This window comes from Lutimaribacter marinistellae (assembly GCF_042648365.1).
In the GTDB taxonomy this organism is placed as follows: domain Bacteria; phylum Pseudomonadota; class Alphaproteobacteria; order Rhodobacterales; family Rhodobacteraceae; genus Lutimaribacter_A; species Lutimaribacter_A marinistellae.
On sequence record NZ_JBHRXI010000029.1, the window covers coordinates 1 to 22,139 of the forward strand.

At 58.7% G+C, this 22,139-nt stretch carries 27 protein-coding genes and 1 pseudogene; 12 read left to right on the forward strand and 16 right to left on the reverse strand.

All coding sequences use genetic code 11. The features are described from left to right. The 6 genes and pseudogenes from ACFORG_RS19805 to ACFORG_RS19830 form a co-directional block, all read right to left on the reverse strand. Nucleotides 1-353, reverse strand: a pseudogene (locus ACFORG_RS19805) (transposase); the annotation flags it as partial. Between the two features lie 588 nt (nt 354-941). Then, nucleotides 942-1,139, reverse strand: coding sequence for a CsbD family protein (locus tag ACFORG_RS19810; RefSeq protein WP_386737303.1), 198 nt, complete (start codon nt 1,137-1,139; stop codon nt 942-944). Between the two features lie 61 nt (nt 1,140-1,200). After that, the gene (locus ACFORG_RS19815; protein ID WP_386737304.1) at nt 1,201-1,395 is read right to left on the reverse strand and encodes a hypothetical protein; all 195 of its coding nucleotides are present in this window, start codon (nt 1,393-1,395) and stop codon (nt 1,201-1,203) included. 323 nt (nt 1,396-1,718) lie between these two features. Next, a complete protein-coding gene (gene gdhA / locus ACFORG_RS19820; protein WP_386737305.1) occupies nt 1,719-3,059 on the reverse strand; it encodes an NADP-specific glutamate dehydrogenase in 1,341 nt (446 codons plus the stop codon). 91 nt (nt 3,060-3,150) lie between these two features. Beyond that, nucleotides 3,151-3,321: a DUF1328 domain-containing protein gene (locus tag ACFORG_RS19825; protein ID WP_386737306.1), complete on the reverse strand. Its 171-nt coding sequence runs from the start codon at nt 3,319-3,321 to the stop codon at nt 3,151-3,153. 65 nt (nt 3,322-3,386) lie between these two features. Beyond that, complete coding sequence (locus ACFORG_RS19830; protein WP_386737307.1) at nt 3,387-3,749, reverse strand: hypothetical protein; 363 nt, start codon at nt 3,747-3,749, stop codon at nt 3,387-3,389. Between the two features lie 101 nt (nt 3,750-3,850). Here ACFORG_RS19830 and ACFORG_RS19835 point away from each other — a divergent pair, with 101 nt between their 5' ends. After that, nucleotides 3,851-4,579, forward strand: a complete 729-nt coding sequence (locus tag ACFORG_RS19835) for a Crp/Fnr family transcriptional regulator (protein ID WP_386737377.1) — start codon at nt 3,851-3,853, stop codon at nt 4,577-4,579. 58 nt (nt 4,580-4,637) lie between these two features. Here ACFORG_RS19835 and ACFORG_RS19840 read toward each other — a convergent pair whose 3' ends face one another. The 3 genes from ACFORG_RS19840 to ACFORG_RS19850 are packed head-to-tail and all read right to left on the reverse strand — an operon-like array spanning nt 4,638 to nt 5,905. Beyond that, a complete protein-coding gene (locus ACFORG_RS19840; protein WP_386737308.1) occupies nt 4,638-4,850 on the reverse strand; it encodes a hypervirulence associated TUDOR domain-containing protein in 213 nt (70 codons plus the stop codon). Then, nucleotides 4,850-5,032 carry a hypothetical protein gene (locus ACFORG_RS19845; RefSeq protein ID WP_386737309.1) on the reverse strand — a complete coding sequence of 61 codons (183 nt, stop codon included), beginning with the start codon at nt 5,030-5,032 and terminating at the stop codon, nt 4,850-4,852. Before ACFORG_RS19845 ends, ACFORG_RS19840 begins: the two co-directional genes overlap by 1 nt. A gap of 21 nt (nt 5,033-5,053) precedes the next feature. After that, a complete protein-coding gene (locus ACFORG_RS19850) occupies nt 5,054-5,905 on the reverse strand; it encodes a formate/nitrite transporter family protein (protein ID WP_386737310.1) in 852 nt (283 codons plus the stop codon). Nucleotides 5,906-6,024: 119 nt separating this feature from the next. Here ACFORG_RS19850 and ACFORG_RS19855 point away from each other — a divergent pair, with 119 nt between their 5' ends. After that, nucleotides 6,025-6,522: a Dps family protein gene (locus tag ACFORG_RS19855; protein WP_386737311.1), complete on the forward strand. Its 498-nt coding sequence runs from the start codon at nt 6,025-6,027 to the stop codon at nt 6,520-6,522. Nucleotides 6,523-6,593: 71 nt separating this feature from the next. Here ACFORG_RS19855 and ACFORG_RS19860 read toward each other — a convergent pair whose 3' ends face one another. Beyond that, nucleotides 6,594-7,418: a response regulator gene (locus tag ACFORG_RS19860; protein ID WP_386737312.1), complete on the reverse strand. Its 825-nt coding sequence runs from the start codon at nt 7,416-7,418 to the stop codon at nt 6,594-6,596. 90 nt (nt 7,419-7,508) lie between these two features. Here ACFORG_RS19860 and ACFORG_RS19865 point away from each other — a divergent pair, with 90 nt between their 5' ends. Genes ACFORG_RS19865 through ACFORG_RS19880 form a run of 4 tightly spaced genes read left to right on the forward strand, consistent with a single transcriptional unit; the run spans nt 7,509 to nt 11,496 of the window. Beyond that, nucleotides 7,509-7,667, forward strand: coding sequence for a NepR family anti-sigma factor (locus tag ACFORG_RS19865; RefSeq protein ID WP_386737313.1), 159 nt, complete (start codon nt 7,509-7,511; stop codon nt 7,665-7,667). Continuing rightward, complete coding sequence (locus tag ACFORG_RS19870) at nt 7,657-8,214, forward strand: RNA polymerase sigma factor (RefSeq protein ID WP_386737314.1); 558 nt, start codon at nt 7,657-7,659, stop codon at nt 8,212-8,214. Before ACFORG_RS19865 ends, ACFORG_RS19870 begins: the two co-directional genes overlap by 11 nt. Then, entirely contained in the window at nt 8,211-9,962 is a 1,752-nt protein-coding gene (locus ACFORG_RS19875) for a sensor histidine kinase (protein ID WP_386737315.1), read from the forward strand. The genes ACFORG_RS19870 and ACFORG_RS19875 overlap by 4 nt, the downstream gene beginning before the upstream one ends. Before the next feature lie 25 nt (nt 9,963-9,987). Beyond that, a complete protein-coding gene (locus tag ACFORG_RS19880; RefSeq protein WP_386737316.1) occupies nt 9,988-11,496 on the forward strand; it encodes a phospholipase D family protein in 1,509 nt (502 codons plus the stop codon). Between the two features lie 60 nt (nt 11,497-11,556). Here ACFORG_RS19880 and ACFORG_RS19885 read toward each other — a convergent pair whose 3' ends face one another. The 4 genes from ACFORG_RS19885 to ACFORG_RS19900 form a co-directional block, all read right to left on the reverse strand. Continuing rightward, on the reverse strand, nt 11,557-12,588 hold the full coding sequence (locus ACFORG_RS19885) for a PRC-barrel domain-containing protein (RefSeq protein ID WP_386737317.1): 1,032 nt from the start codon (nt 12,586-12,588) through the stop codon (nt 11,557-11,559). Nucleotides 12,589-12,868: 280 nt separating this feature from the next. Continuing rightward, nucleotides 12,869-13,585, reverse strand: coding sequence for a gamma-glutamyl-gamma-aminobutyrate hydrolase family protein (locus ACFORG_RS19890; protein ID WP_386737318.1), 717 nt, complete (start codon nt 13,583-13,585; stop codon nt 12,869-12,871). Further along, the gene (locus ACFORG_RS19895) at nt 13,585-14,523 is read right to left on the reverse strand and encodes an amidoligase family protein (RefSeq protein ID WP_386737319.1); all 939 of its coding nucleotides are present in this window, start codon (nt 14,521-14,523) and stop codon (nt 13,585-13,587) included. The genes ACFORG_RS19890 and ACFORG_RS19895 overlap by 1 nt, the downstream gene beginning before the upstream one ends. Before the next feature lie 36 nt (nt 14,524-14,559). Beyond that, nucleotides 14,560-15,543 carry a DNA topoisomerase IB gene (locus tag ACFORG_RS19900; RefSeq protein WP_386737320.1) on the reverse strand — a complete coding sequence of 328 codons (984 nt, stop codon included), beginning with the start codon at nt 15,541-15,543 and terminating at the stop codon, nt 14,560-14,562. Nucleotides 15,544-15,645: 102 nt separating this feature from the next. Here ACFORG_RS19900 and ACFORG_RS19905 point away from each other — a divergent pair, with 102 nt between their 5' ends. Then, on the forward strand, nt 15,646-16,308 hold the full coding sequence (locus ACFORG_RS19905; RefSeq protein ID WP_386737321.1) for a flavodoxin reductase: 663 nt from the start codon (nt 15,646-15,648) through the stop codon (nt 16,306-16,308). Between the two features lies 1 nt (nt 16,309). On the opposite strand, the gene ACFORG_RS19910 is transcribed toward ACFORG_RS19905, so the two are convergent. Continuing rightward, nucleotides 16,310-16,570, reverse strand: a complete 261-nt coding sequence (locus ACFORG_RS19910) for a DUF7218 family protein (protein ID WP_386737322.1) — start codon at nt 16,568-16,570, stop codon at nt 16,310-16,312. Nucleotides 16,571-16,673: 103 nt separating this feature from the next. On the opposite strand from ACFORG_RS19910, the gene ACFORG_RS19915 reads away from it, so the two are divergent. The 5 genes from ACFORG_RS19915 (at nt 16,674) to ACFORG_RS19935 (ending at nt 20,989) form a co-directional block, all read left to right on the forward strand. Next, nucleotides 16,674-17,867 carry a DUF2254 domain-containing protein gene (locus ACFORG_RS19915; protein WP_386737323.1) on the forward strand — a complete coding sequence of 398 codons (1,194 nt, stop codon included), beginning with the start codon at nt 16,674-16,676 and terminating at the stop codon, nt 17,865-17,867. Nucleotides 17,868-18,049: 182 nt separating this feature from the next. Then, nucleotides 18,050-18,532, forward strand: coding sequence for a hypothetical protein (locus ACFORG_RS19920; protein WP_386737324.1), 483 nt, complete (start codon nt 18,050-18,052; stop codon nt 18,530-18,532). Continuing rightward, nucleotides 18,529-18,930, forward strand: coding sequence for a phage holin family protein (locus ACFORG_RS19925; protein ID WP_386737325.1), 402 nt, complete (start codon nt 18,529-18,531; stop codon nt 18,928-18,930). Before ACFORG_RS19920 ends, ACFORG_RS19925 begins: the two co-directional genes overlap by 4 nt. Then, nucleotides 18,920-19,903, forward strand: coding sequence for a hypothetical protein (locus tag ACFORG_RS19930; RefSeq protein ID WP_386737326.1), 984 nt, complete (start codon nt 18,920-18,922; stop codon nt 19,901-19,903). Before ACFORG_RS19925 ends, ACFORG_RS19930 begins: the two co-directional genes overlap by 11 nt. A gap of 105 nt (nt 19,904-20,008) precedes the next feature. Further along, entirely contained in the window at nt 20,009-20,989 is a 981-nt protein-coding gene (locus tag ACFORG_RS19935) for a YihY/virulence factor BrkB family protein (protein ID WP_386737327.1), read from the forward strand. 3 nt (nt 20,990-20,992) lie between these two features. On the opposite strand, the gene ACFORG_RS19940 is transcribed toward ACFORG_RS19935, so the two are convergent. Continuing rightward, nucleotides 20,993-22,078 (reverse strand): AI-2E family transporter, encoded by a 1,086-nt coding sequence (locus ACFORG_RS19940; RefSeq protein WP_386737328.1) that lies wholly within the window; start codon nt 22,076-22,078, stop codon nt 20,993-20,995. Nucleotides 22,079-22,139 lie beyond the last annotated feature (61 nt).

Sequence of the window (22,139 nt, forward strand, 5' to 3'; positions counted from 1 at the left end):
ACCGATCAGGCGTCCACGCCCCCCTTTTTGACGCCCAAACTGGTCGCTGTCCGGTGGGCCTTCAGATAGGTGGCGTCGATCATCACGGTCTTCTCCTCGCCGTGCTCGGCAGCCAGACCCGCCATCATCCGGGCGAAGACGCCCTTATCGCTCCACCGCTTCCAGCGATTGTATAGCGTCTGTTGCAAGCCATAGGCCGAAGGCGCATCACGCCATCGTAAGCCATTGCGATTGATGAAAATAATCCCACTCAACACACGCCGATCATCGACGCGAGATCTGCCATGAGACTTTGGAAAGAAAGGCTCAAGACGCGTCACCTGCGCATCCGTCAGCCAGAAAAGATCAGACATGGTCACCGCTCGTTTTCGGACCGTGAATCAAGCCCCTACGCGGAAATCAATTGGTCCTGACCCTGGTCATCTGTGTGTCCAAAGTCCGGGGTAGGCTCAATGCCGCCCCACCGTAGCGCTTAATAATCGTCGATCCGAGCTGACTTCGAATGTCGGCTTGTCGGCAGCGGCTCAGTTGGCTCGGGTTTGTAGAGTAGGACCGATTTTTGTTGTTCCGAGATTGGACCGATGTGTGGCATTTAGCAAGTTGAACCCAGCCACGCTTTGTTGCTTGGCATAGTTTCGCAACTTTACGGTGTGTGGTTTCTAGCACAACGAATATCGGTTCAGATTGCTCCGAAAGTCGGCTTCCCGTCCTACTTTCGGTGGTCTATGCAGTTACAGTGAAATTCGAACTCATGCGGAGATCGGCGGGTAAGTTCCGTACAGCGGACCCACATGGTTTGCGGACACCCCCAACGGGAAGGGCGCTTGTATGGGTTGACTACCATTGTGCAGATTTCTACTGGCTTTCGATTTTTCAACGATAGTAATGAACGGCGCGATCGTCGCGCGCCGTCCCTAGGGTTCAATCAAGTTCCGAGCGGGTCAGACATTCGCCAAGATGTCGTCTACTGTGCTACGAATGTCTTCCTTCGCGTTGCCGGTTTTCTGCTGCAGAACGCCTTCCATCTGCTCGCGGTCACCGCGGGCCTCTTCGATGTCATCGTCCGTTAGATCACCATACGCTTCGCGCAGGCGTCCTTTGATTTCTGTCCATTTGCCTTCGATCTGGTCGCGATTCATTGCTTTGCTCCTATCTGTTTACAGCTTCGGGTATCCGGGTGGCCAAAAAGGCGACCGGGCTTCATTCGGAGGTATCAAGCGAACCATCGCCGCTTTGCGTGCCGGTAATCCCGGCCTTGGTTTTGGTCATTTCGCCTTCATCGACGATCACGTGAGGTAAGCGCAGCGAGTCCGTTTCCTCGAAATCGATCATGAATATGCCTCCGGCAATGAACATGGCGGCCACGATGATGGCGAGAAGCATTCCCGTCTTCATGTGTCTGGCCTCCTTTCGCTAGAACAACGAAATCGCCCTATGCCGGTTCCCGGGATTCCACGCTTAGGCGAGCTATTAGGGCTGATGACCGAATACGTTGATAGTGATTGTCGACTGTGTGCCTTGGGAGCTGAATGGCGCAGTGTTTCCCTCCGTCCGGACGCCGTCGAAACGACCGCGGTCCCTTGGTGCGTCAGCCATACCGCTCAGGGAAGGGTGACGCGTCTGGCAGAAACGAAAAGAACCGGCTGTCCAGCAAGACCCAGCCGGTCGCGACGCGACCGTTTTCCAGTCAGTGGATGCGGCGTTCAGCACACTTCGCGTCAGATAGCACCCATGGAAGCTATTGCATCCGCGACCCGGCGAAAGCTGGCGACATTGGCGCCGCGGCTGTAGTCGATCCGGTCATCGTCGCGGCCTTCGTCAGCAATGCGCGCGTGAATTGTGCGCATGATGTCCTTCAGGTCTGCATCCACCTCTTCAGGGGTTGCAAAGCGGCGGCGGCTGTTTTGGCTCATTTCCAGTCCCGAAACGGCAACACCGCCTGCGTTTGATGCCTTGCCGGGCGCGCGGGTGATGTTGGCCTTGGCAATTGTGGCGACGGCTTCGTCCGCAAGCGGCATGTTTGCGCCTTCGGCGAGGTAGCGGGTTCCCCCGTCAACAAGGGCCTGAGCCATCGGTCCATCAATCTCGTTCTGGGTGGCACAGGGCAGGGCGATGTCCACTTCCTGCTCCCACGGATTGTTCCCATCGTGATACTTGGCGTTGCATGTGCGGGGCGGCTCGGAAATGTCCGAACCCGCTTCCTTGCATGCCCGGACCCAGGCGACATCCTCAAACGTAAGCCCATCGGGTGCGATCAGTGTACCGGAGGTGTCCGAAAGCGTAATGACCCGAGCACCGCATGCGATTGCCTTTTCGGCCGCGTGGGTGGCGACGTTGCCCTTGCCCGAGATCGCGATGCGCTTGCCTTCGATGTCCTCGCCTTGCACGGCCAGCATCGCTTGCGTGAAATAGACGAGGCCCCAGCCGGTGGCCTCGACCCTTACGGCCGATCCGCCAAAGGAACGACCCTTGCCGGTCAGGACGCCGGTGAACTCATTGGCCTGCGCTTTGTAGGCAGCAAAAAGCCAGCCAATCTCGCGCGTGCCGACGTTGATATCGCCCGCGGGCACATCACGATCCGGACCTATGAATGGCGTCAGCTGCATCATGAAAGCTTGGCAAAAGCGCATGATCTCGGCGTCGCTGTGCCCACGCGGATCAAAATCGGACCCGCCCTTGCCGCCGCCGAGGGGCAGACCCGTCAGGGCATTCTTGAAGGTCTGTTCAAACGCGAGGAATTTCAGGATCGAGGGTGTGACACTTGGGTGAAACCGCAAGCCGCCCTTGTAGGGGCCGATTGCGTTCGAGTGCTGTACCCGCCACCCGCGATTGACCCGGATTCGATGATCGTCGTCTTGCCACGTCACGCGGAACTCCACCATGCGGTCGGGCTTTGCCAACCTTGCTAGAACACGGGCGCGTGCATACTCGGCATGGGCCTTTTCGATCGTGATGGTGTCGCGGGCGACATGGCGCAGCGCCTGAAGAAACTCGGGCTCACCAGGGTTGCGAGCTTCGACTTCCTCCATGAACTCCTCCAGAAGGGAGTCGCGGGACATATGGAAATCCTCGTTGATTTCTGGGTCATTTAAACAGAGCGGACGCGCTGATTACATCGCGCGTCCGCCCATTTGTCTTATGTTGTTCGCCTCAGGGGGTCTTGCCGCGAACCGCCCGCATAACGAGCGCCACGACGAACAGGATCAGGAAAACGACAAACAGGATCTGTGCGATACCTGCCGACGCGCTTGCGATCCCGCCGAAGCCGAAAAGTGCCGCGATGAGAGCGATTACGAGAAATGCGATGGCCCAGCCAAGCATGGTTCTTCTCCGTTGTTGATGTGGAGAGAAAACTGCTCAGCGGCGACAAAGTTCCGTGATCGGGCTCAGATGGTTCCCATGTCCCTAAGCGTTTTCAACACCTCGTCGGTTCGAAACGGCTGTTCAAGAGTACGCATATTGGGCGCTACGGGCAGGTCGCGGGCCGACATGTCTTCAAGGACAAGAAGGTGAGTTCCCATCCGCATCATGGCGTCCCAGAGGCCGTGTTCCGCCTGTCGATAGAGCCTTGCGTCAACGATCACCAGCCGGACCGGGGCTCCGGTCGGTATGTCTATCGAGGTCGCGATGCTGGTTTGGTTGGCTGGAATGCCACCCTCTATCAGGATTTCCGACAGATCGGCTGCAATGATCGGGTTCGGGTGCAGAACCAGGCAGACCGCGTGCGTGTCGGCCGGTTTCCTGTCCATTCTTCTTTGCTCCGTTCGTTTCGGTGTTCGCTCCGGCGGCCTCAAAATGGAACAAGTCCAATCCCGGCGCATTAAACTGTGACAATCCAAAGGAGGAAAACATCGTGGTCGACTGCGCCAATTGTCCGCTTCGCAAATTCGAGGTCTTCGACTCCCTCAACCGAGACGAGACGGCATTCATGCGACGCTTCAAGCATGGCGAGTTGAAGGTCGACCCCGGTACGCCGTTGCTGATGGAGGGATCGAACAGCCCGCAACTGTACACCGCGCTTCGCGGGATGGGCCTGCGTTACAAGATCCTTCCAAACGGAAAACGTCAGGTGGTCAACTTCATACTTCCGGGCGATTTTTTGGGGCTGCAGGCTGGTCTGATGGGCGAGATGCAGCATTCCGTTGAGGCGACGACACCCATGGTTCTGTGCGTGTTCGATCGCGCCGAGCTGTGGACCCTCTTCAAGAACGAACCTGAGCGTGCCTTTGACCTGACGTGGCTCTCGGCGATGGAAGAGCACTTTCTGGGCGATGCTTTGACGTCGATCGGCCAGATGTCTGCGGTGGAAAGGTTAAGCTGGGGCTTGTTGCGCTATTTCACGAAATGCCGTGACCTCGGCCTTGCTGATGGCTCGCGCTGTCCGTTTCCCTATCGCCAACAGGATTTGGCGGACGCTCTGGGCTTGTCCCTTGTTCACACGAACAAGACCCTGATGAAGTTGCGCCAGAGGCAGATTGTTTCGGTTCAGGATGGGTGTCTTACCATACTTGACCACGACACGCTGGCCGATAGTGCCATGCTCGAAGTCAAGCGTCCGCAGAGAAGACCTCTGATCTGATCGATCACTCTATGCAAAAAAGGAGGCGCGACCTGTCGCGCCTCTGCTGTTGAACTGATCATTGACGTGAAAGCTCGGAAGCGGATTTCAGAACCTTGCTGCCGTCCTCTTGCTTGATGAGAAATGCAGGATCCTTGGGGGAGGCGTCGCGGGTCACTTCGTTTCCCTTGATCTTGCAAGTCACTTTTTGAGTGAACCGCTCTACGATCTCGCCCTCTCCCTTTCCGTTTCCCCACTCCCATTCTACCTGGTCGCCGGTACTGAGCCCCATCAGTCCTGCTCGGCAGCTTGGCCAACTGGTGCAGCGGTTGACTGTTCTTCGGAGGACAGGTCGCCAAGCATCCAGATTACGACTCCGATGACGGCAGCTGCGAGCACGGCGGCGCCGATTCCGAAGAGCGATGGTTTGTGGCGGCGCGACTGACGTTCGACATTCGTTTCGGGTGCGGACATGTTTTTCTCCTCTCTTGCTTGTCAACCCAACGCCTCAGGGCTTTCAGGGTTCCGGGAGCGCGGTTGCGCACGCTCGGGATCAGGCTCTACCTCGGCCTGAACCTGCCCCCAGGCGAGCATGGCGAAGACAGCTGTACCGCCAACGACATTGCCTGCCAGCACAGGGAGGAAGAAGGAGAATACCGCTTCGCGCGGTTGGAGCATGTCCTGAAACACCAGAACCCACATCTCCACGGATCCCGCTATGACATGGGTGAAATCACCGGCAGCTATCAGCCATGTGAACAGCACGATCATCAAAACTTCGTTGCCGTTCTGACCGGGCATCATCCAGACGATAGAAGCAACGAGGACGCCCGCGGGTATCGCGCGAACGAAGCCTTCGCCCGCCGGGAAGCCGGTGGCATGGGTCGACAGTTCGTTGACCGCCTCCAGCATAGCACCGTCAAAAGCGCTGCCATGCACGATGAATAGGGCGGCCAAGCTTGCTCCGACGACATTGGCGGTCAGAACAACACTCCACAGCCGCAACACCGCGATGAGGCAGGTGCGCGTGCGGTCTTTGACAAGCGGTAACACCGTGGTGATCGTGTTCTCGGTGAACAGCTGCATGCGTCCGAGAATGACGAGGAGAAAACCGAAACTGTATCCGAGGTTCTCGATCAGGTAGCGGCCCGGCGTGTCGGGCAGGTTCACGCGGAATACGGCTTCACCCACTACGGAAAACGCGATCAGGATGCCGGCCGCAACCCCTGACCATACAAGTGATTTGAGGGGGCGGTGCAACTCTTCGTCACCGTCGCGGCGAATGACCTCGTAAATGCCCTTGGAGCTCAGACGCTCTGCCCGGCGGATCCTGATATGTTCGTTCAAACCGGATTCTCCATTTAAAGAATTACAACGCCAGCCCGATGGGCGGGTTCCGGCAATTTTCATGGAACCTAGGCATGCCGCGCTCGTTGAATGGGAGAATTCAAACGGAGGGTTATCCCATGACAGATCAACTGAAGACCGTACCGAGTGCCGAGAAAGTCGAAACCGGTGTCCGTAACATCGAAGGCATTGCCGAGGGCTTGGCAGACATCCTGGCAGATACCTATCGGCTTGTGTTCAAGACGCACGCCTATCACTGGAACGTCGAGGGGCCTGCATTTTTCTCGATCCACAAGCTGACCGAGGAACAGTACGAAAACATGTTCGGGGCGGCCGACGAACTAGCGGAGCGCATCCGCGCGCTGGGCAAACTTGCCCCGATGCGTATGACTGATATCCTCGAGCGCTCGCGTATCCAGGATCCCGACAAGATCCCCTCCGCGGGTGAGATGGTTGAAGACTTGGCCAAGGATCACGAGCGTTTGGCGCATCGCTTGCACGCGCTGATCGAGATGTCCGGCGAGCGCAACGACCCCGTGACCGAGGACCTTGCGACGGCGCGGTCAGCCTTTCATGAGCAGGCGGCTTGGATGCTTCGCGCGATCGTCGCAAGCTGACGCGAAAAGCCTTTCACGAAAAAACCCCGGCCAACTTGGCCGGGGTTCTTTTTTGGGGCTATTTGCAGGTATCAGGCAAGTTCGATACGTTCCGAGCTTGCGAAGAACATGCCTTGGCCCACCGCAGCGCGCACCTGATCCTCGGAATAAGGTTTGGTGATCAGGAACGCAGGTTCCGGGCGTTCGCCGGTCAAAAGGCGTTCGGGGAAGGCGGTGATGAAGATCACAGGGCGGTCGCCAAGCTCGGCCAGAAGTGCATTGACGGCATCGATGCCCGAGGATTTGTCAGCAAGCTGTATGTCTGCGAGGATAAGGTCAGGAACGGTTTCCTTGCCCTTCTCGAACGCCTCGTCGCGTGTGCGGGCTATGCCTGTCACCTCGTGACCCATGTCAGAGACGATGGCGCGCAGGTCCATGGCGATGATGCCTTCATCCTCGATGATGAGCACTTTTCCGGTCACCATTTCGGCCATCTCGGATTTCGCGCGGTCTACGAGCTCCTTGGCCTCGTCAGGCGAGAGGTCCATGATCGTGCCGATCGCATCATAGCTGAACTCTTCGAGCGTGTGCAAAAGCAGTGCCTCGCGGCTGTTGGGGGTAAGCTGCGAAAGCCTCCATTGTGCGCGTGCTTCAAGCAGGTCGGTGACGTCCTCCTGCGGTTCCACAGGTGTTCCGGATGTGGACCAGATCTTGTGGAACGCATTGAAAAGCCTGACCTTTGTCGGCTGACTCGAATCCATCGCGGAAGGATCGGCAACGATGGCTTCGAGGGTGGCAAGCGCGTAGCGGTCCCCGGTGTCCTGCGACCCGGTGAGAGCCCGGGCATACCGACGAAGATAAGGCAATTCCGTTGTCAGTTCGGTTGCAAGATCCGCCGGCCTGTCAGGTGATGACATATTTTTTCTCCTGTCCTAACTTTTTGTGGAACCATCGGACGGGGAGATTGGTTCCCCATATGGCAAAATTTTTCAAGCAGTGCGGACAATATGGCGTCAGAAAAGCAGAAGACGGATATCGATGAACAGATCGATAAGAACTTGAAAAGGGTCTACGAGCAGACTTCGAAGGAAGCTTTGCCCGACAAGTTCCTGGACCTGATCGCAAAGCTCAAGGCTGGAGAAGAGGTCCCTCAGAATGACGAATGAAACCAGCGATCCACGCGACGAGATCGTCGAACACCTTGGATCGCTGCGCGCTTTCGCGCGATCCCTGACCAACAACGCGGCCACGGCCGACGATCTGGTTCAGGATACGGTGGTCAAGGCATGGTCGAACATCGACAAGTTCCAGGCCGGCACGAATATGCGGGCGTGGTTGTTCACGATCCTGCGCAACACGTTCTATTCGTTGCGTCGCAAACGCTCGCGCGAGGTTGCGGATGTAGACGGGATCATGGCTGGCCGGTTATCCGAGAAACCCGCCCATGACGGTCGCCTTGTCATGGCAGACTTTCGTAATGCATTCGCCCAGTTGCCGGACGAACAGCGCGAGGCGTTGCTTCTTGTCGGCGCGTCGGGTTTCTCCTACGAAGAGGCAGCGGACATGTGCGGTTGTGCAGTAGGCACGATCAAGAGCCGTGCCAACCGCGGTCGGAAACGTTTGGCGGAGCTTATGCATCTGGAGGAAGGCGAAAGCCTTGAAATCACCGATAGCGCAACGGTGTCGGTCGTGAGTGGAAAGCCCGCTGCATGACAGGGGGAGGCCGTCGGGCTGCTTTGCAGTCCCTCAGGGTCTACCTTTCGCTCATTCTCAGCATCGCCATTCTGCCGGTCGGCTTCATTGCCGTCCAGCAGACCTCCAACGTGGTGCGGGATGCGCAAGCCCTGCAGGAACAGGATTTCTTGTTTCGTACGACACAGGCCGCCAGGACTGAACAGGCCTTGCTGCGGCGTGCGCAGGGCGCGGCGAGCAGCCTGGGCGCCGCTGCCGTCGAACTGGCCGATGATCCGGCAACCTGCAGCCGGATCATGAAGGATTTCGTCGGGTCGAGCCACGAATATGTGTTCGCAGGTTTCGTTCCGACCGATGGCCAGATGGATTGTTCGAGCGGTGATGCGCCGATGGACATGTCGCAGGTCGCCGGATGGCAGGAGTTCATCGAGAATCCGAAGGTCAATTATGCTGCCAGTACGCGGGGCGTCGTGTCAGAGCAATCCGTACTTATCGTTACGGTACCAGTTTTTGACCGCATTGGAGGCGAGCTGTTGGGCGGCGCGTCGGTCTCTGTTCCGCATAGTTTGACTGACACGTTATTGTCGGTCCAGATCGACGACCTTCACCTCGCCCTTCTCAACCCCGAAGGCGATATTCTGTCTGCAAGCACCGGCATCGACGCGACCTTTATCTTTGATGGGCTGAGCCTGGAACCGGGCGAGATGGATGTGCATGCAAACGGGCAGACCTTCTACGTGACGCTGCCCGATGATGTCACCTATCTGGCCGCATTGGTTCCGATGGTCGAAGGCGACATCTATGCCTTGGGTCTTTGGAACACCGACACGGTGCGCTTCGAAAGCGTTGGTTTGTGGTCCGCGATCTTTCCGATCCTCATGTGGGTCGTGGCGATTGGCGTGGCGATTTTTGCGCAGGAACGACTCGTCTTGCGTCATCTCGAGCGCCTCCGGCGCAGTATGAACGCCTTTTCGGTCGATGAACCGCGCGACAGTTTCGCTTTGCTCGACAGGCCGCCACAAGAAGTGGCCGATATCGCCGAAACGTACAACCTGATGGTTGCACGCATCATGACCGACCGGGCCGAGCTCGAAGATAACCTGCGGCAGAAGGAGCTTTTGCTGCGCGAGGTTCATCACCGCGTAAAAAACAATCTTCAGCTGATCGCTTCGATCCTGAATATGCAGATGCGCACGGTGCCACAAGGCCCGGCCAAAGACGTTTTGCGTCGCGTTCAAGACCGGGTCATGAGCATCGCCAGTATCCATAAGGCGCTATATACCGGCGAAGACGTCACGGCGGTCCGTGCGGATCTGCTGCTTGAGGAGGTTGTACGCTCGGCGTTTCGCCTTGGTGTCAGCACAGGTTCCGATGTCGTGACCGAGTTTCGCAGCGACCCGCTACAACTCGACCCCGATCAGGCGGTGCCGCTTGCACTGTTGGCGAATGAATGCGTGACCAATGCGATCAAGAATGTCGGACGCACACAGTCCGGTGAGGCCAGCATAATTGTTACCTTGCAATGCAACGATCTTGGCAATGTCACGTTGCATGTAGAGAATACACTAGGTGACAAGCTTCACGACGCAGGAGCGGAGGACGGCTCGGGGCTGGGGACGCGCCTTATCGAAGCGTTTGTAAGCCAGTTGGGCGGCGAGTTGAGCCAAGGCGAAGAGAACGAGCACTATGTTGTCGAAATCGTCTTTCACGCCTTGTCCTTGCCGGTCGAGCGGCACGAACTTGCCGGTACGAAACCACCGACTGCGTGAGTGAAGCTCTCGCAAAGAGAGAGCGATGACTGACAGAGACACCGCGAGAGGCGATATGGCCGATCCGAACCCGATTACCGATTTCCACGTGTTCTGGACAGCGCAAGAGGCGTTTCCCGAGTTCGAAAGGCTTTGCCTGGGTGCGAGGTCGAGCGTGCGTGCAAGCTTTCGGATCTTCGATCTGGACACGCCGCTATATAGCCGTGAAGGCCGCGCGATCGGAAAGACATGGTTCGACCTAGTTTTGCACAAGCTCAACCAAGGGGTTTCGTTTGATGTGACCCTGTCTGACTTCGACCCCATTCTCGCAACGCCGGAACACAGGTATTCATGGCAATCCGCGCGCCGGATGGCGGCCGTCAACGAGTTGTCCGAGGGTGCCTCTTTCACTTTCCGGGTCGCCATGCACCCGGCGCGCGTGGGTTTCGTGCCGAGGCTCGCCCTGCGCAAACGCGTTCGCGAAGAGTTCGAGGCCCGTGATCCCGACGAATTGACCCCTGGTCTGCGCGAGCTTGAGGATCAGGCGGACCTGCCCATGGTGCCTGCGACCCATCATCAGAAGATGGCAGTGATCGATAGCGAGATCTTGTGGATCGGGGGGCTGGATCTAAACAAACGCCGCTATGACTCGCGTGATCACGAACGCGCACCGGAACAGACGTGGCAGGATATTCAGGCCAAACTGCGCGGTCCCATCGTCGCTTCGGCACAACAACACCTCGAAAGCTTTCTTGACGTGTGCGACGGGGTGGTGGACCCACCACCGACGGCACCGGCATTTCTGCGCACGATCTCGATGAGGCGCCAGCAGGAGCTGACATTCATCTCGCCGCGGAACGTCGTCAATGAAATCGAGCAGGCGCACCTAACGGCCTTGGAAGAGGCGGAAGGACTCATATACCTCGAGACGCAGTTTTTCCGCTACCCGCCACTGGCAAACGCGCTGGCCAAGGCTGCGCAGCGCAATCCCGACTTGGGATGCATTCTGGTCGTGCCTGCGGCACCCGAGGACGTCGCGTTCGACGGAAATGACGAACTGGACGCCCGGATGGCTGCCCAAAAGGAACTGGAGGCGATGCGCATCTTGCGAGAGGGGTTCGGCCCGCGGGTTGTTGTTGCCTCGCCCGCACAGAAGCGGCGTGCGAAAGAGGAGTTTTCGGGCGCGATCCTGCATGACGCGCCCATCATCTATGTCCATTCAAAGTTATCCCTGTTCGGGACGCAGCAGGCGATCCTGTCGTCGGCAAACCTGAACGGGCGGAGCCTGCGCTGGGATACCGAAGCGGGTATCCATCTGACGGATGAGACGCATGTTCTTATGCTCTGGCAACGCGCGATAACGCACTGGTTTGGCGACATGATCATCGATCCCGACGAAGAACCGCAGGAATCGGTTCTCGAAGTTGCGGCCGCGCTGGAGGATAACCATTCCAGGCCGCCAGAGCGACGAAACCATTTCCTGCTGCCCTATGACAGCACTCGGGCCGAGAATCTGGCCGCGCATGTACCCGCTGTTCCCGATGAGCTTGTTTGAAACTGAAAAACGAAAAAGGGCCTGCGAATGCAGGCCCTTTCATTTCCGGGATGGTGCCGATCAATCGTTCCAGGTCGGCATGTCTTTGAGTTCGTCCTCGGAGTAGTTCACGCTGACGCGAAAGTCTCCGGCTTCGGCGCTATGCATGATGTTGAGCTCGCTCATGTCGAGCGATACGGGCTTCTCGCCGATCCCGAGGAAACCACCAACATCGACGATGGCGGCGGCAATCTTGCCGTCGTCATTCAGGTGAAGGCGGTCGACTTCACCGATCCATTCACCACGGGCATCATAGACGCGGGCGCCTGTGAGTTCCTCGGCAGTCAGCATGTCGGTTTCGGCGCGCTTGTAACCTTCGCCAAATAGCGGTGCGCTGTGATCGTCCGAAACCTCCGACATCGTGTTCATCTCGTCGGGGTCGTTGTTGTCGCTGGTCAGGGCTTCAGCGCGCTCTGATTCTCCTGTCGACTGGTCTTCGGTTGTCAGTTCTGCTGCGGCCGTTTCCGACATTTCGTCGGCCTCGGTCTCTTTCGCGACATCTGAAATACCAGCCGTCTGTTCGGGTTCCGAGGTCATATCCGACGCGTCCGATTGGGCTGTTTCCGACGAAACCGCGGCATCGTTCCCGTCGGACATCTTGTTTGCATTGGCTTCCCGGTTGTATTCTGGCGCGTCCTCGAAGCTGGCCGCCTGAGCCGGGATGACGAGGAAATAGTCGTCGGCTTCTTCGGTCGCGCTGTCAGAGACGAAACGGACCTGGTTCATGTTCAGCGCGACCTGACGTTCGCCGATACCGAGGAAACCGCCGATATCGACGAGGACCGACTGGATGTTGCCTTCGCGATCCATAACGAAGTCGTGGATCTCTCCGACGCTTTCCCAAGTGTCCTGTACGCCGTCGACCGTGTCGATTGACCAGGTTTCCGCGTCCTCCGGCGGATTGGCGGCGTAGACATTCATGCCGATGAATTCCGAGGCATGGATCGCGTCGGCCTTGGCAGTTTCGGTGAACATTTCGCCGGACCCGGTTGCAGCCCCAGCAGTGGTCGCCATACCGGCGATCAGCGCAGTCGTTGTAAGAAGATGTTTCATTTTGCAAGCCTCCAAAAAGCTTTGTAACGGTCTTCAAGCGCTGTGACGCTCGCGGTTTCAACCTCCGGGCGAGCCAATGGTTCCCGGAATAAGGTGCTGACATAAATAAAAAAATCGCACTTTAGTGCGCAGGCGGAATGAACTGTGAGGGGGATGCTCGGCGCGGTGGGCAGTGCGTTGGGGACAGGGACGACCACCGCGCCGAGAATGTCCGAGAGGGGGACTAGACCTCTGTGACACTAACAGAACGCAACTTTGCCGAATAGGTTCCCGAAAAAAATCACGCTGGATGAGAAAAAGCCCGATCGACTGCGCGCAACTGGTTTCGATCTACGCGCCAGGCGCGGGCAGCATCCACTAGGGCCCGGAACAGGTTTCGATGGGCGGATTTGTAGAACAGATGTTCCGGGTGCCACTGCACGCCAATGGCAAAAGGGTCGGAGACGCGCTCGATAGCCTGGACCATGCCCTTTTCATCCTGGGCCGAGATGCGAAGACCTTGGCCGAGTGTATCTACAGCCTGGCTATGCAATGCGTTCACCCGAACCGTTTGTCGCCGCACCAACGAAGCAAGGCGGCTGCCTTGGGCCACACTGACGGTTCGGCGGGGAAGGATTGTTCGATATTTGCGTGAGGTGTAGTGAGCGAATGCGTCTTGGTGAAGCGTGCCGCCAAGTACGACATTGAGCATCTGGGCCCCCCGACAAATGCCCAGGATTGGGCGATCGGTCGAAAACGCATGCTCCAGAACCGATTTTTCCAGCCTGTCACGAGCGAGGTCGATCCGCGCCGTCAGCTTTACGTCACCGCCGTAGAGCGTAGGGGCAATATCGTCCCCTCCGCCTATGATGACACCATCGACCTTTTCGAGGTCAATTTCGCGGGCGGCTTGCCATCTGACCGCCCGCCCACCAACCAGCCATAGGTTCAGCGCAATCAGCGGAAAGATGCGCCAACCCGAGCGCTGGGACACCGTGACACCGATCCGAGGTCTCATCAGGCGTTCGCTTGGCGATCTGGTTGTGAGAGCACTTCCTCGACAACACTGAACCATGGCGGTCGTGAAAGAGGTGGTCGCTGCGCCCAATTGGTTCTGGCTGTCCGTAACTGACCCAGGAGCGATGCGTCCGCGGCAACCGCTTCGACCATCGACCACTGGTCATACGCCTCCATCACCGACCAATCGGGTTCGTCGATCCTGCAATCGGGTAACCTGAAGTGGAAGGCTGGCCGCGGCTTCACCTTCTCGCCATGAACGGCGTCTTCGATCCGATGCGGCTCGTGACCTGCCAAAATTGGCAGAAGGTCCAAACCGAAATTGCGCGACGGAACATGGTTCAGATAAATTGAAATGAGATCGTCCATGCTTGCGATGTCTAGCATTGCCATCGTGTCGACAAAGTGATCGGGGCAGGGCGTGACAAAGGGCAGGACGCGGCGCGATATGTCGATTGGCGCTGCCTGACGAAACCACGCCTCGAGCAGCGCATAAGAGGTGAGGATCCGGGAAAGATATTCTGCGTCCTCGGAAGCTGCATCGACATTCAAATGCAGGCCAAACCCCAAAAGCAAACCGTGGCGCGATCCGGTGGCACCGGCATGCCGCAACTCTGCAATGGCCTGGTCAAATCGTGGCAAGTTGGTCGGGTCGAACGGTTCAGTGGTGAGTTCGACAGGAATGACCTGTCGCATCAACCGTTCCGCCATCCCCCCAATTTCGGAGATCTCGTTGTCGAAAGCAGTGTCCAGAAAGAACCTACAGGTTCCAAAGTCGTCGGTTTCGCAGGTCCAGCTGCGTTCCTCGGTACGCTCGGCCCTACCGGCCGTTGCGCTGGCAAACACCTGCGCCGCGTCGGATTCGGACAGGCCTGTGAACTCAAGTTCTAGACCTATTTTGCGTTTTCGGGCGTCGGATGAGGAAGCGGCTGTTTGCATGTTTGTCAAATGCGGGAGGATCGGAAAAGTTCCCGGTCATGCCCGTTGGTTGAGCAGCTCCAGCAGTTCCTTCTCACCGCGCCGCCAGTAACGTTGGGGCGGTTTCGTGACTGGCCGGGTTTCCTTTTCACTCAATGCGATAACGTCGGGATGGATGTAGCTTTCACGGGCCACGGAGGGCGTGTTGCCCAACACGTTCGCGGCGGCCTCTGCCATTTCGGTAATGCTCACCGGACCGGGACGTGCCGCTACTCGAAAGGCTGCGAGCGTGCCGTTCCATGTTCTGATCTGGCGGGCCGTGACGTCGGAGTTGCAGAGTGCACTGAGCCGCTCATTCACCTGCTCGGGCCGCACGGCGTGCGGCGCGTTGGATTTGTTCCGATATTTTACCAACGGATCGCGCGGTGCGCCCATGCGGTTCTGCAACGCCCGTGCCAGTGCCGAACCTGCGACCGGCAGGCAAAAGACGGTCCCGCCCTTTGCACGAAAGGCCAGGTGCGGTCGCCCTAAAAGCCCGACAAAGTGCCGGTTTTCCAGTGTCGTGACGCCATGGCTGCCGTTTTCATCCCGATATGCGGGACTGCCGACGCGCAATGACATCCGCTCGATCAGGGCAAGGCATTTGGCGAGGGCGCTGTCTTCGGCCTCCCTTGCCCCGCTCAAACACCGGCCGATCCAGCGCCGGACCCGGGGAAGGGCGACAGCAAGTTCGGGAAGGCTGTCGAATTTGCGCTGCGACTGATAAGCCGTCCAGTCCGGATGGTACATATACTGCTTGCGCCGCCGGTTATCGCGACCGGTCGCCTGCAGATGGCCGTCGCCATAAGGGCTGATCCATACGTCCTCGTAAGCTGGCGGGACCGCCAGCGCCTCGATTTCAGCGCGTTTCTTGCGATCCGCGATCGTTGTCCCGTCTGGCGCGCGATAGCTGAAACCACGGCCCCGACGGAGCCGCGAGATTCCCGGTTCGGTGTCGGGGTAATACCGCAACCCTGCGGCTTTGAACTCTGCCGGTGTCATTTAATCGGAACAGCCTGTCGGGCTGCAGGTTCCCACGAGCAGCAAGGAAACGGAACCTCGCAGCCGCCATGGCGTTGGCTGCCTGTTCAAGGAGGACACTAGATGACGCATAAGATCACCCTGCAGGCCGTCGTGCCGCTGACCCACGACACCCGTCACTACGTTTTTACTCGACCGAATGATTTTGCATTTTCTCCGGGACAGGCCACCGAGATGGAGCTGGACCGCGAAGGCTGGCGGGACGAGGGGCGCCCTTTTACCTTTACCGGTGATCCAAAGGCCAACGTTCTGACATTCACGATCAAGAGCTACTTCGACCATGACGGCGTGACAAAGCAGCTATGGGGACTGCAACCGGGTGATCATGTTCTGATCGGTGATGCTTGGGGCGCAATCGAAGACCGGGGCCCAGGCATTTTCATCGCAGGTGGCGCGGGGATCACCCCTTTCATCGACATCCTGACCCAACGCCACCGCGACGGCGGTTTGAAAGGATCGACGCTCATCTTCTCCAACAAGACCGAGGAAGACATCATTCTCAAACCCTTGTGGGAGGACATGGAGGGTTTGGCCACGCATTACCTGCTGTCCGATCCGAAATCCGGCGGCGAAGGCCAGAAGCCCGACGGCCCGACACTCGACCGGATCATCGGTGACTGGGATCAGCGGTTCTATGTGTGCGGCCCACCGCCAATGGAAGAGTCCGTGATCGACCACCTGAAATCAAGGGGCGTCACGGACGATCAGATCATCCACGAGGAATGAGTCAGTGGTTGCGCAGGGCCGAGATCAGTTCGTCTTTGTCCATCTTGGACCGACCGTCGATTCCAATCTCCCGCGCCCTGTCCATCAACTCGTCCTTGGTCCATTCCTCATAGGGTGGCTGCTTGCCGCCTTTCTGAGAAGGTTTCTGGTCGGGATTGGCTTGCGCGTTTGCGATGCGAGCAGCCTTTTCTTTGCTCATCCCTTCGTCGCGCAGGTCTTCGTACTTTTCTTCGTCCTTGATGCTGGATCTGTTCTTGGCCATGTCGCCTCCGATAGGTTGTTGACTGTCGGCAAAACCCGCAACACCACGCTATGTTCCTGACGCGAAGGGTGCAGCAAGGGGCGCAAGACGAATGAGGCGGCACATGGCTTATCGCGCGCTTGCGCTCAAGACCCTCAGTGACATTCGAGCCAGCTACTGGTTTATACCGACGTGCCTTGCGGTACTCTCGGTCGTTTTGGCGCAGTTAACACTATGGGTCGATGGGAATCCCGACTGGATTGCCGCTGTCCTGCCCGATAGCATGATACACACCCAGATCGACGGGGCACGCGCAACGCTTTCGGTCATTGCCCAATCGGTGATTGGACTTGCCGGCGTCATGTTTTCCATCACCATGGTTGCCGTATCCTTCGCCTCTGGCAATTTCGGCCCGAGGCTGATCGGAAACTTCATGCGCGACAGGGGCAACCAGTGGAGCCTTGGAATACTGATTGCCACCTTCGTCTACGCGCTCATCATGCTGAGGGCGGTGCAATCGAAATTCGAGTCCGAAGCAGCCTTCGTTCCGCAGTTGTCGCTGGTGGTTGCGATGGGCCTTACCTTCCTGTCGGTAATGGTGGTCATTTATTTCGTCCACCACGTGCCGGAAACCATCAACGTATCGAACATCGCCGCCCGCCTTGGGCGCCAACTGTGTGACGATCTTGCCGCGACAGCCCGGCGGGTTGCGGAACCCGCGAACCCGCGTGTCCGCAATGATCTTCCACGCCTGACGTTGGAAGCGGTGGGATACGTTCAGCAGATGGACCTCGACGCGATGAACGGCGTTGCCGAGACTCATGGGCTGATGATCGATTTGCTCATCCTTCCGGGCGATTTCGTTCACCGTGACCGGTTCGTCGCGCAGGTCAGGGGAGGAGCAAGCGACGACACCTTGGACGAGTTGCGCCAGAGCTTTGCCCTTGGGCCGTCCAAAACCGAAGACCAGAACGTTCTTTTTCTCGCCGAGCAATTGGTGGAGATGATTGCACGGGCCTTGTCGCCCGGCGTGAACGACCCGCATACCGCGATCAATTGCTTGAACTGGCTCACGGCTGCGTTGGCCGAGGCGGGCGCCGCGGGAAACGTGTTCGGCGTTGCACCAAGAGAGTATGTGAGTGTTCGCGCGTTGACGTTTCGTGACCTCCTTGACGCAACATTCGGCGCGGCCTGGCACTATGTCTCGGACGACCCGCTTGCCAGAAATGCCTTTGACGAATGCCTTGAACGATTGTGCCATGGTGCGTCACCCGCTGTTGCCGGTACGGTCGATGAGTTCCGGCGTGATTTGAGCTGAGCCTTCGGCCCAAGAACAAGGCTCTCGGATAAGCAGTCGATTGCCCGAATTGTACATGGATGAGGACAGGGCAGTGGAACATCTGCCTTCGCCACTGGTTATGCAAAGAGATAGGCAGGTCCGTCGTTCTGAGACAGGATGACAGGGTGCCGAATGTCGAGATCGACCAAGGAGATGATAGTATGAGCACCTCGAACACGTCCGCGACCGGAAACGTCAAATCCACCGCCCAAGAGCTGGGTGAGGCTGCGCGCGAACGCGCCGAGGCAGAGGCGCAGGTCGCCCAGGACCGGGTCGCTATGGCGGCTGAGTCCGAGGCGCAACAGATTCGCGATGCTGGGTCTGCTTTCGAGGCGGGTAGTTTCGCGCGTGGGGCAGCCGACCAACTCGCCGACAGCCTTACTCATGCCGCGACAGCGGTGCGCGATGCGGATTTCCAATCCATGCAGGAAGATCTGACCGCATTCGCACGCCGCAACCCGCTTCTTTTCTTCGGCGGGGCCGCTCTTCTGGGATTTGTTGCAACCAGAGCGCTGAAGGCGTCGGAACGCCACGGCGACAAGGAGCCTGACGCACCAGCCGCCCCGCAGGTCGCGACACGCAGCGCCATACCCGAAGTGCAGGGCGGATATCCCGAACAGACTTCGTGGAGGTATGGTCAATGAGCGATCCGCGAACAAGTCAGGGGCCCGTGTCCCTGGTGTCGGAAATTGTCTCGCAGGTCGTGCGCATCTTTCGCAAGGAAATTCACCTTGCGACCGAGGAACTGTCGGAGAGCGCCCATCGTGCGACAATAGCGCTGATCCTGTTGGCCGTCGCCTTTTTGTTCGCACTCGTGGCCTTCAACATCCTTGCTGGCGCGGCGGTGGCGGCCATTGTCGAGGCAGGATTGCAGCCGCATTGGGCCGCGCTGGCGGTGGGCGGCCTGTTGCTGCTGTTCGGAGGGGTGTTTCTTTGGAAAGGCCTCAACGACCTGAAAGCGCGTCGTTTGATGCCTAAGCGAGCAATGGACAGCCTGAAACAAGATGTAAGGGTCGTTACGGAGCAGTTCGATGAGCGATGAGATCGACCGATTGGAAAAAGACTTGCAGCGCGAGCGTGACAGCCTGCGACAGAAGCTTGAGGAGTTGGAGAACAGCCTGTCGCCGGGGCGCCTTATCGACCGAGCCGGTGATCTGGTCGCCAATCGCGGGGAGCAGGCAATCGAGGCGACGGGTGAGTTGGTGCGGAACAACAAGGCTGCAACCGCGCTGATCGGGGCAGGCATTGCGTGGCTTGCGATCAGTGCGTCGGCACCGCCGCGTAAAAGCGCAGCCATATCCCCGCCGTCCCGGCGACCTTCTGCAGCTTACGACACACGAGAAACCCCGGCGGTCCAAGGTTTGCGTGATCCCGACGCGCCGGTTGGAAACTTTGATGCCCGTGTTGCCGCGGCCGAAGGCGCTGCGCATGCGGATCGACTGAAAGGAGAACCTCCAATGACGACATATGCTGATCCTACCGACCCCCGCCACCATGCTGAACCGCAAGGTTTTCGCGACAGGCTCCAGGCGGCCCAGGCCCGGGCAGTCGATAGCGCGGCGAACCTGCGCTCCCGAATAGAAGACGGCCTTGGCGATCTGCCGGAGGAGGCGCGCGCGCGCGTGCGCCGCGCTCGCGCAGCGGCGATAGATGCACAGGTTCGGATCGAGGAGCAGGCGTCAGAAGCCGCACGTCGTGCCCGTAGCGCGGCCCACGAAAACCCCTTGTTGATCGGGGCTCTGGCCTTTGCGGCCGGTGCGGCCTTGGCAGCGGCATTGCCGCGAACGACCACTGAGAACCGCTATCTCGGCGCGCATCGCGACCGTTTGTTCGACGAGGCGGACCGGGTCATGCGCGAAGAGATGGAAAATCTGAAAGCCCGGGCCAATGCCGCTGCGATCGATGCCAAGGAAGCGGCAAAAGACGCTTTGCGCAGCGAAGGCGACACCCCTGGCGCTGCGGAAAGCCCTTCGAAAACTCCCGATAAGAAGGACCCGGTCGGTAAGACCGGATGACCGGTCCATTCTGGCCGGAAAGCCAAGACAGAGACCTGCGGCCCTCATCCGAAACGATGGGGGCCGTTGGTGCATCAAGAATACCGTTTTGAAGGAGCATCGGAAATGACCGGCAAGCCAGGCAGTCAAGCGAAGGTCAACGCGACCGGGAGCACCGCAGAGCGACCCGGCCGTATTCCACGAGCAGGTCTGCTTCAGGTCGCCGGTCGTATATGGACCCGCTTGACACAGGACAACATCTCGCTTGTCTCTGCCGGGGTCGGGTTTTACGGCTTGTTGGCGTTGTTCCCTGCCATGGCAGCGCTTGTCGCGATGGTCGGTATCGTGACGGACCCGGCGCAGGTGGTTGCCGAGGCCGATACGGTTCTTGCCGCCGTGCCGGAAGCTGCACGATCCATCATCGTCGGACAGTTGACGGATCTGGCCTCGACGAGTGACAACAGCCTTGGTTTGGCCGCCCTTCTCGCGCTCAGTCTTTCGCTCTACTCGGCCAGTCGCGGGACGGCCAGCGTCATTTCGGGTCTCAACATCGCGTATGAGGAGGAGGAGAAGCGCGGGTTCATCAAATTGCAGGCGGTTGTTCTGGTACTCACCCTGGTGGGTATCGTCGTGCTGTTGGCGATGGTGTTCCTGACCGCTGCCGTCCCGGCGCTTCTTGCCGTGTTTGGCGAAGGGCAGGCTGTTGAAATTGCTGCACGTGTCTTGCGCTGGCCCGTGATGATCGGACTCGCGATCGTCTTGGTGGCGGTGTTGTTTCGCTTCGGACCTTCGCGTCGTAAGGCTCGCTGGCGCTGGTTGGCCCCCGGTAGCGTCGTGGCGGTTCTTCTGTGGGCTTTCGTGAACTTGGGCTTCTCCTGGTACGTTTCGAACTTCGCCAGCTATAACGAGACGTTTGGTGCCTTGGCCGGGGTTATCGTGCTTCTCATGTGGCTCTACCTTTCCGCCTTTGTCATCCTTGTCGGAGCTGTCATCGATGCGGAACTCGAGGCGCAGACTGCGCGCGACAGTACGGTCGGAGAACCGCGCCCGATGGGACAGAGGGGTGCCGTGAAGGCTGATAGCTGCGAAGCCGAGGAGTGCGGCTAGGGCTTATTCTGCTGCCAAAGGTTCCTCTTCCTGTTCTTCGAGATCTCCAATCTGCTGGGTAGTCGACAGGTTGCATTCGGTCGTTACGAAGATCAGCCAGACCAGTAAGGGAATTGCGACAAGTCCACCGATCGGTCCCCATAACCACATCCACAGGACCAGGGACAAAAAGACGAAGAGCGGGTTGAGAGCCATCACGCGGCCAACGGTCGACGGCGTCACGAATTGCGCCTCGATCATGTTGAAGAACAAGAAGGTCAAAGCCGGAACGAAACTGAAGAATCCGTCGAAGACCACAACACCCGTCACCAAAAGAGCCGTCGCAACGAGGATCGGGCCCAGGTAGAGAATGAAGTTCAGCAGGAAGGTCGCGAGACCCCAAAGTGCGGGCTGCGGCACACCATAAGCGGTCATGGCCAGCATCACCACGAGCCCGAAACCGGCATTTACCATGCTGATGGTCAGAAAATAGCGCGACACGCGCTTTTCCGCGTCGTGCAAACACTCGAAGGACATGCGCGGGAAATAGTTCGCGATGTACCCGTAGACTTCGCGCCGCGTGGCCATGAAAAAATACAGCGTACCGACAAAGATCAGGATGCCACCAACAAGCGATGGTCCGTAGGCCAAAGCCTCTTTCAGGCCGGGCATGTTCAGGCCCTCTTTCTCGTCGGTCACCTTCACGGTGCCCGCACCTCCGGCGTCCTCGTTCAATGCGTCGTTCACGGATTTCTGGATTTCCTCGACCCCGCGCAGGGTGTCGCGAACGGTTTCGAGTATTGCGGTCAGTTCACGCCAGATCAGAGGGGCGTTGCGGATGGCTTCGCGTACCGTTGGTTCCAGAAACAGGTACAAGAGAAGAACAATCGCCAGGAAAAGGAATAACGCGGCGAGGGCGGCCACAGCCTGCGGCAGTTTGAACCGCTCCGCCAGGTCGACGAGCGGACCGCAAACCACACCAAAGACGATGCCACACAGGATCGGGGCAAAGACGACCTGGCCAGCCTCAAGTACGGCGAATACCACGATAATCGCCAGAAGCGAGAGGATGTTGCGGGAGGTCGCTTCGATAGGGGTGCGCGTGGTCATACTGCCGAACGCCTATCGCGACGCTTGGTTCCGCCTGAAGCCGGCGCAAACACAACGAGTT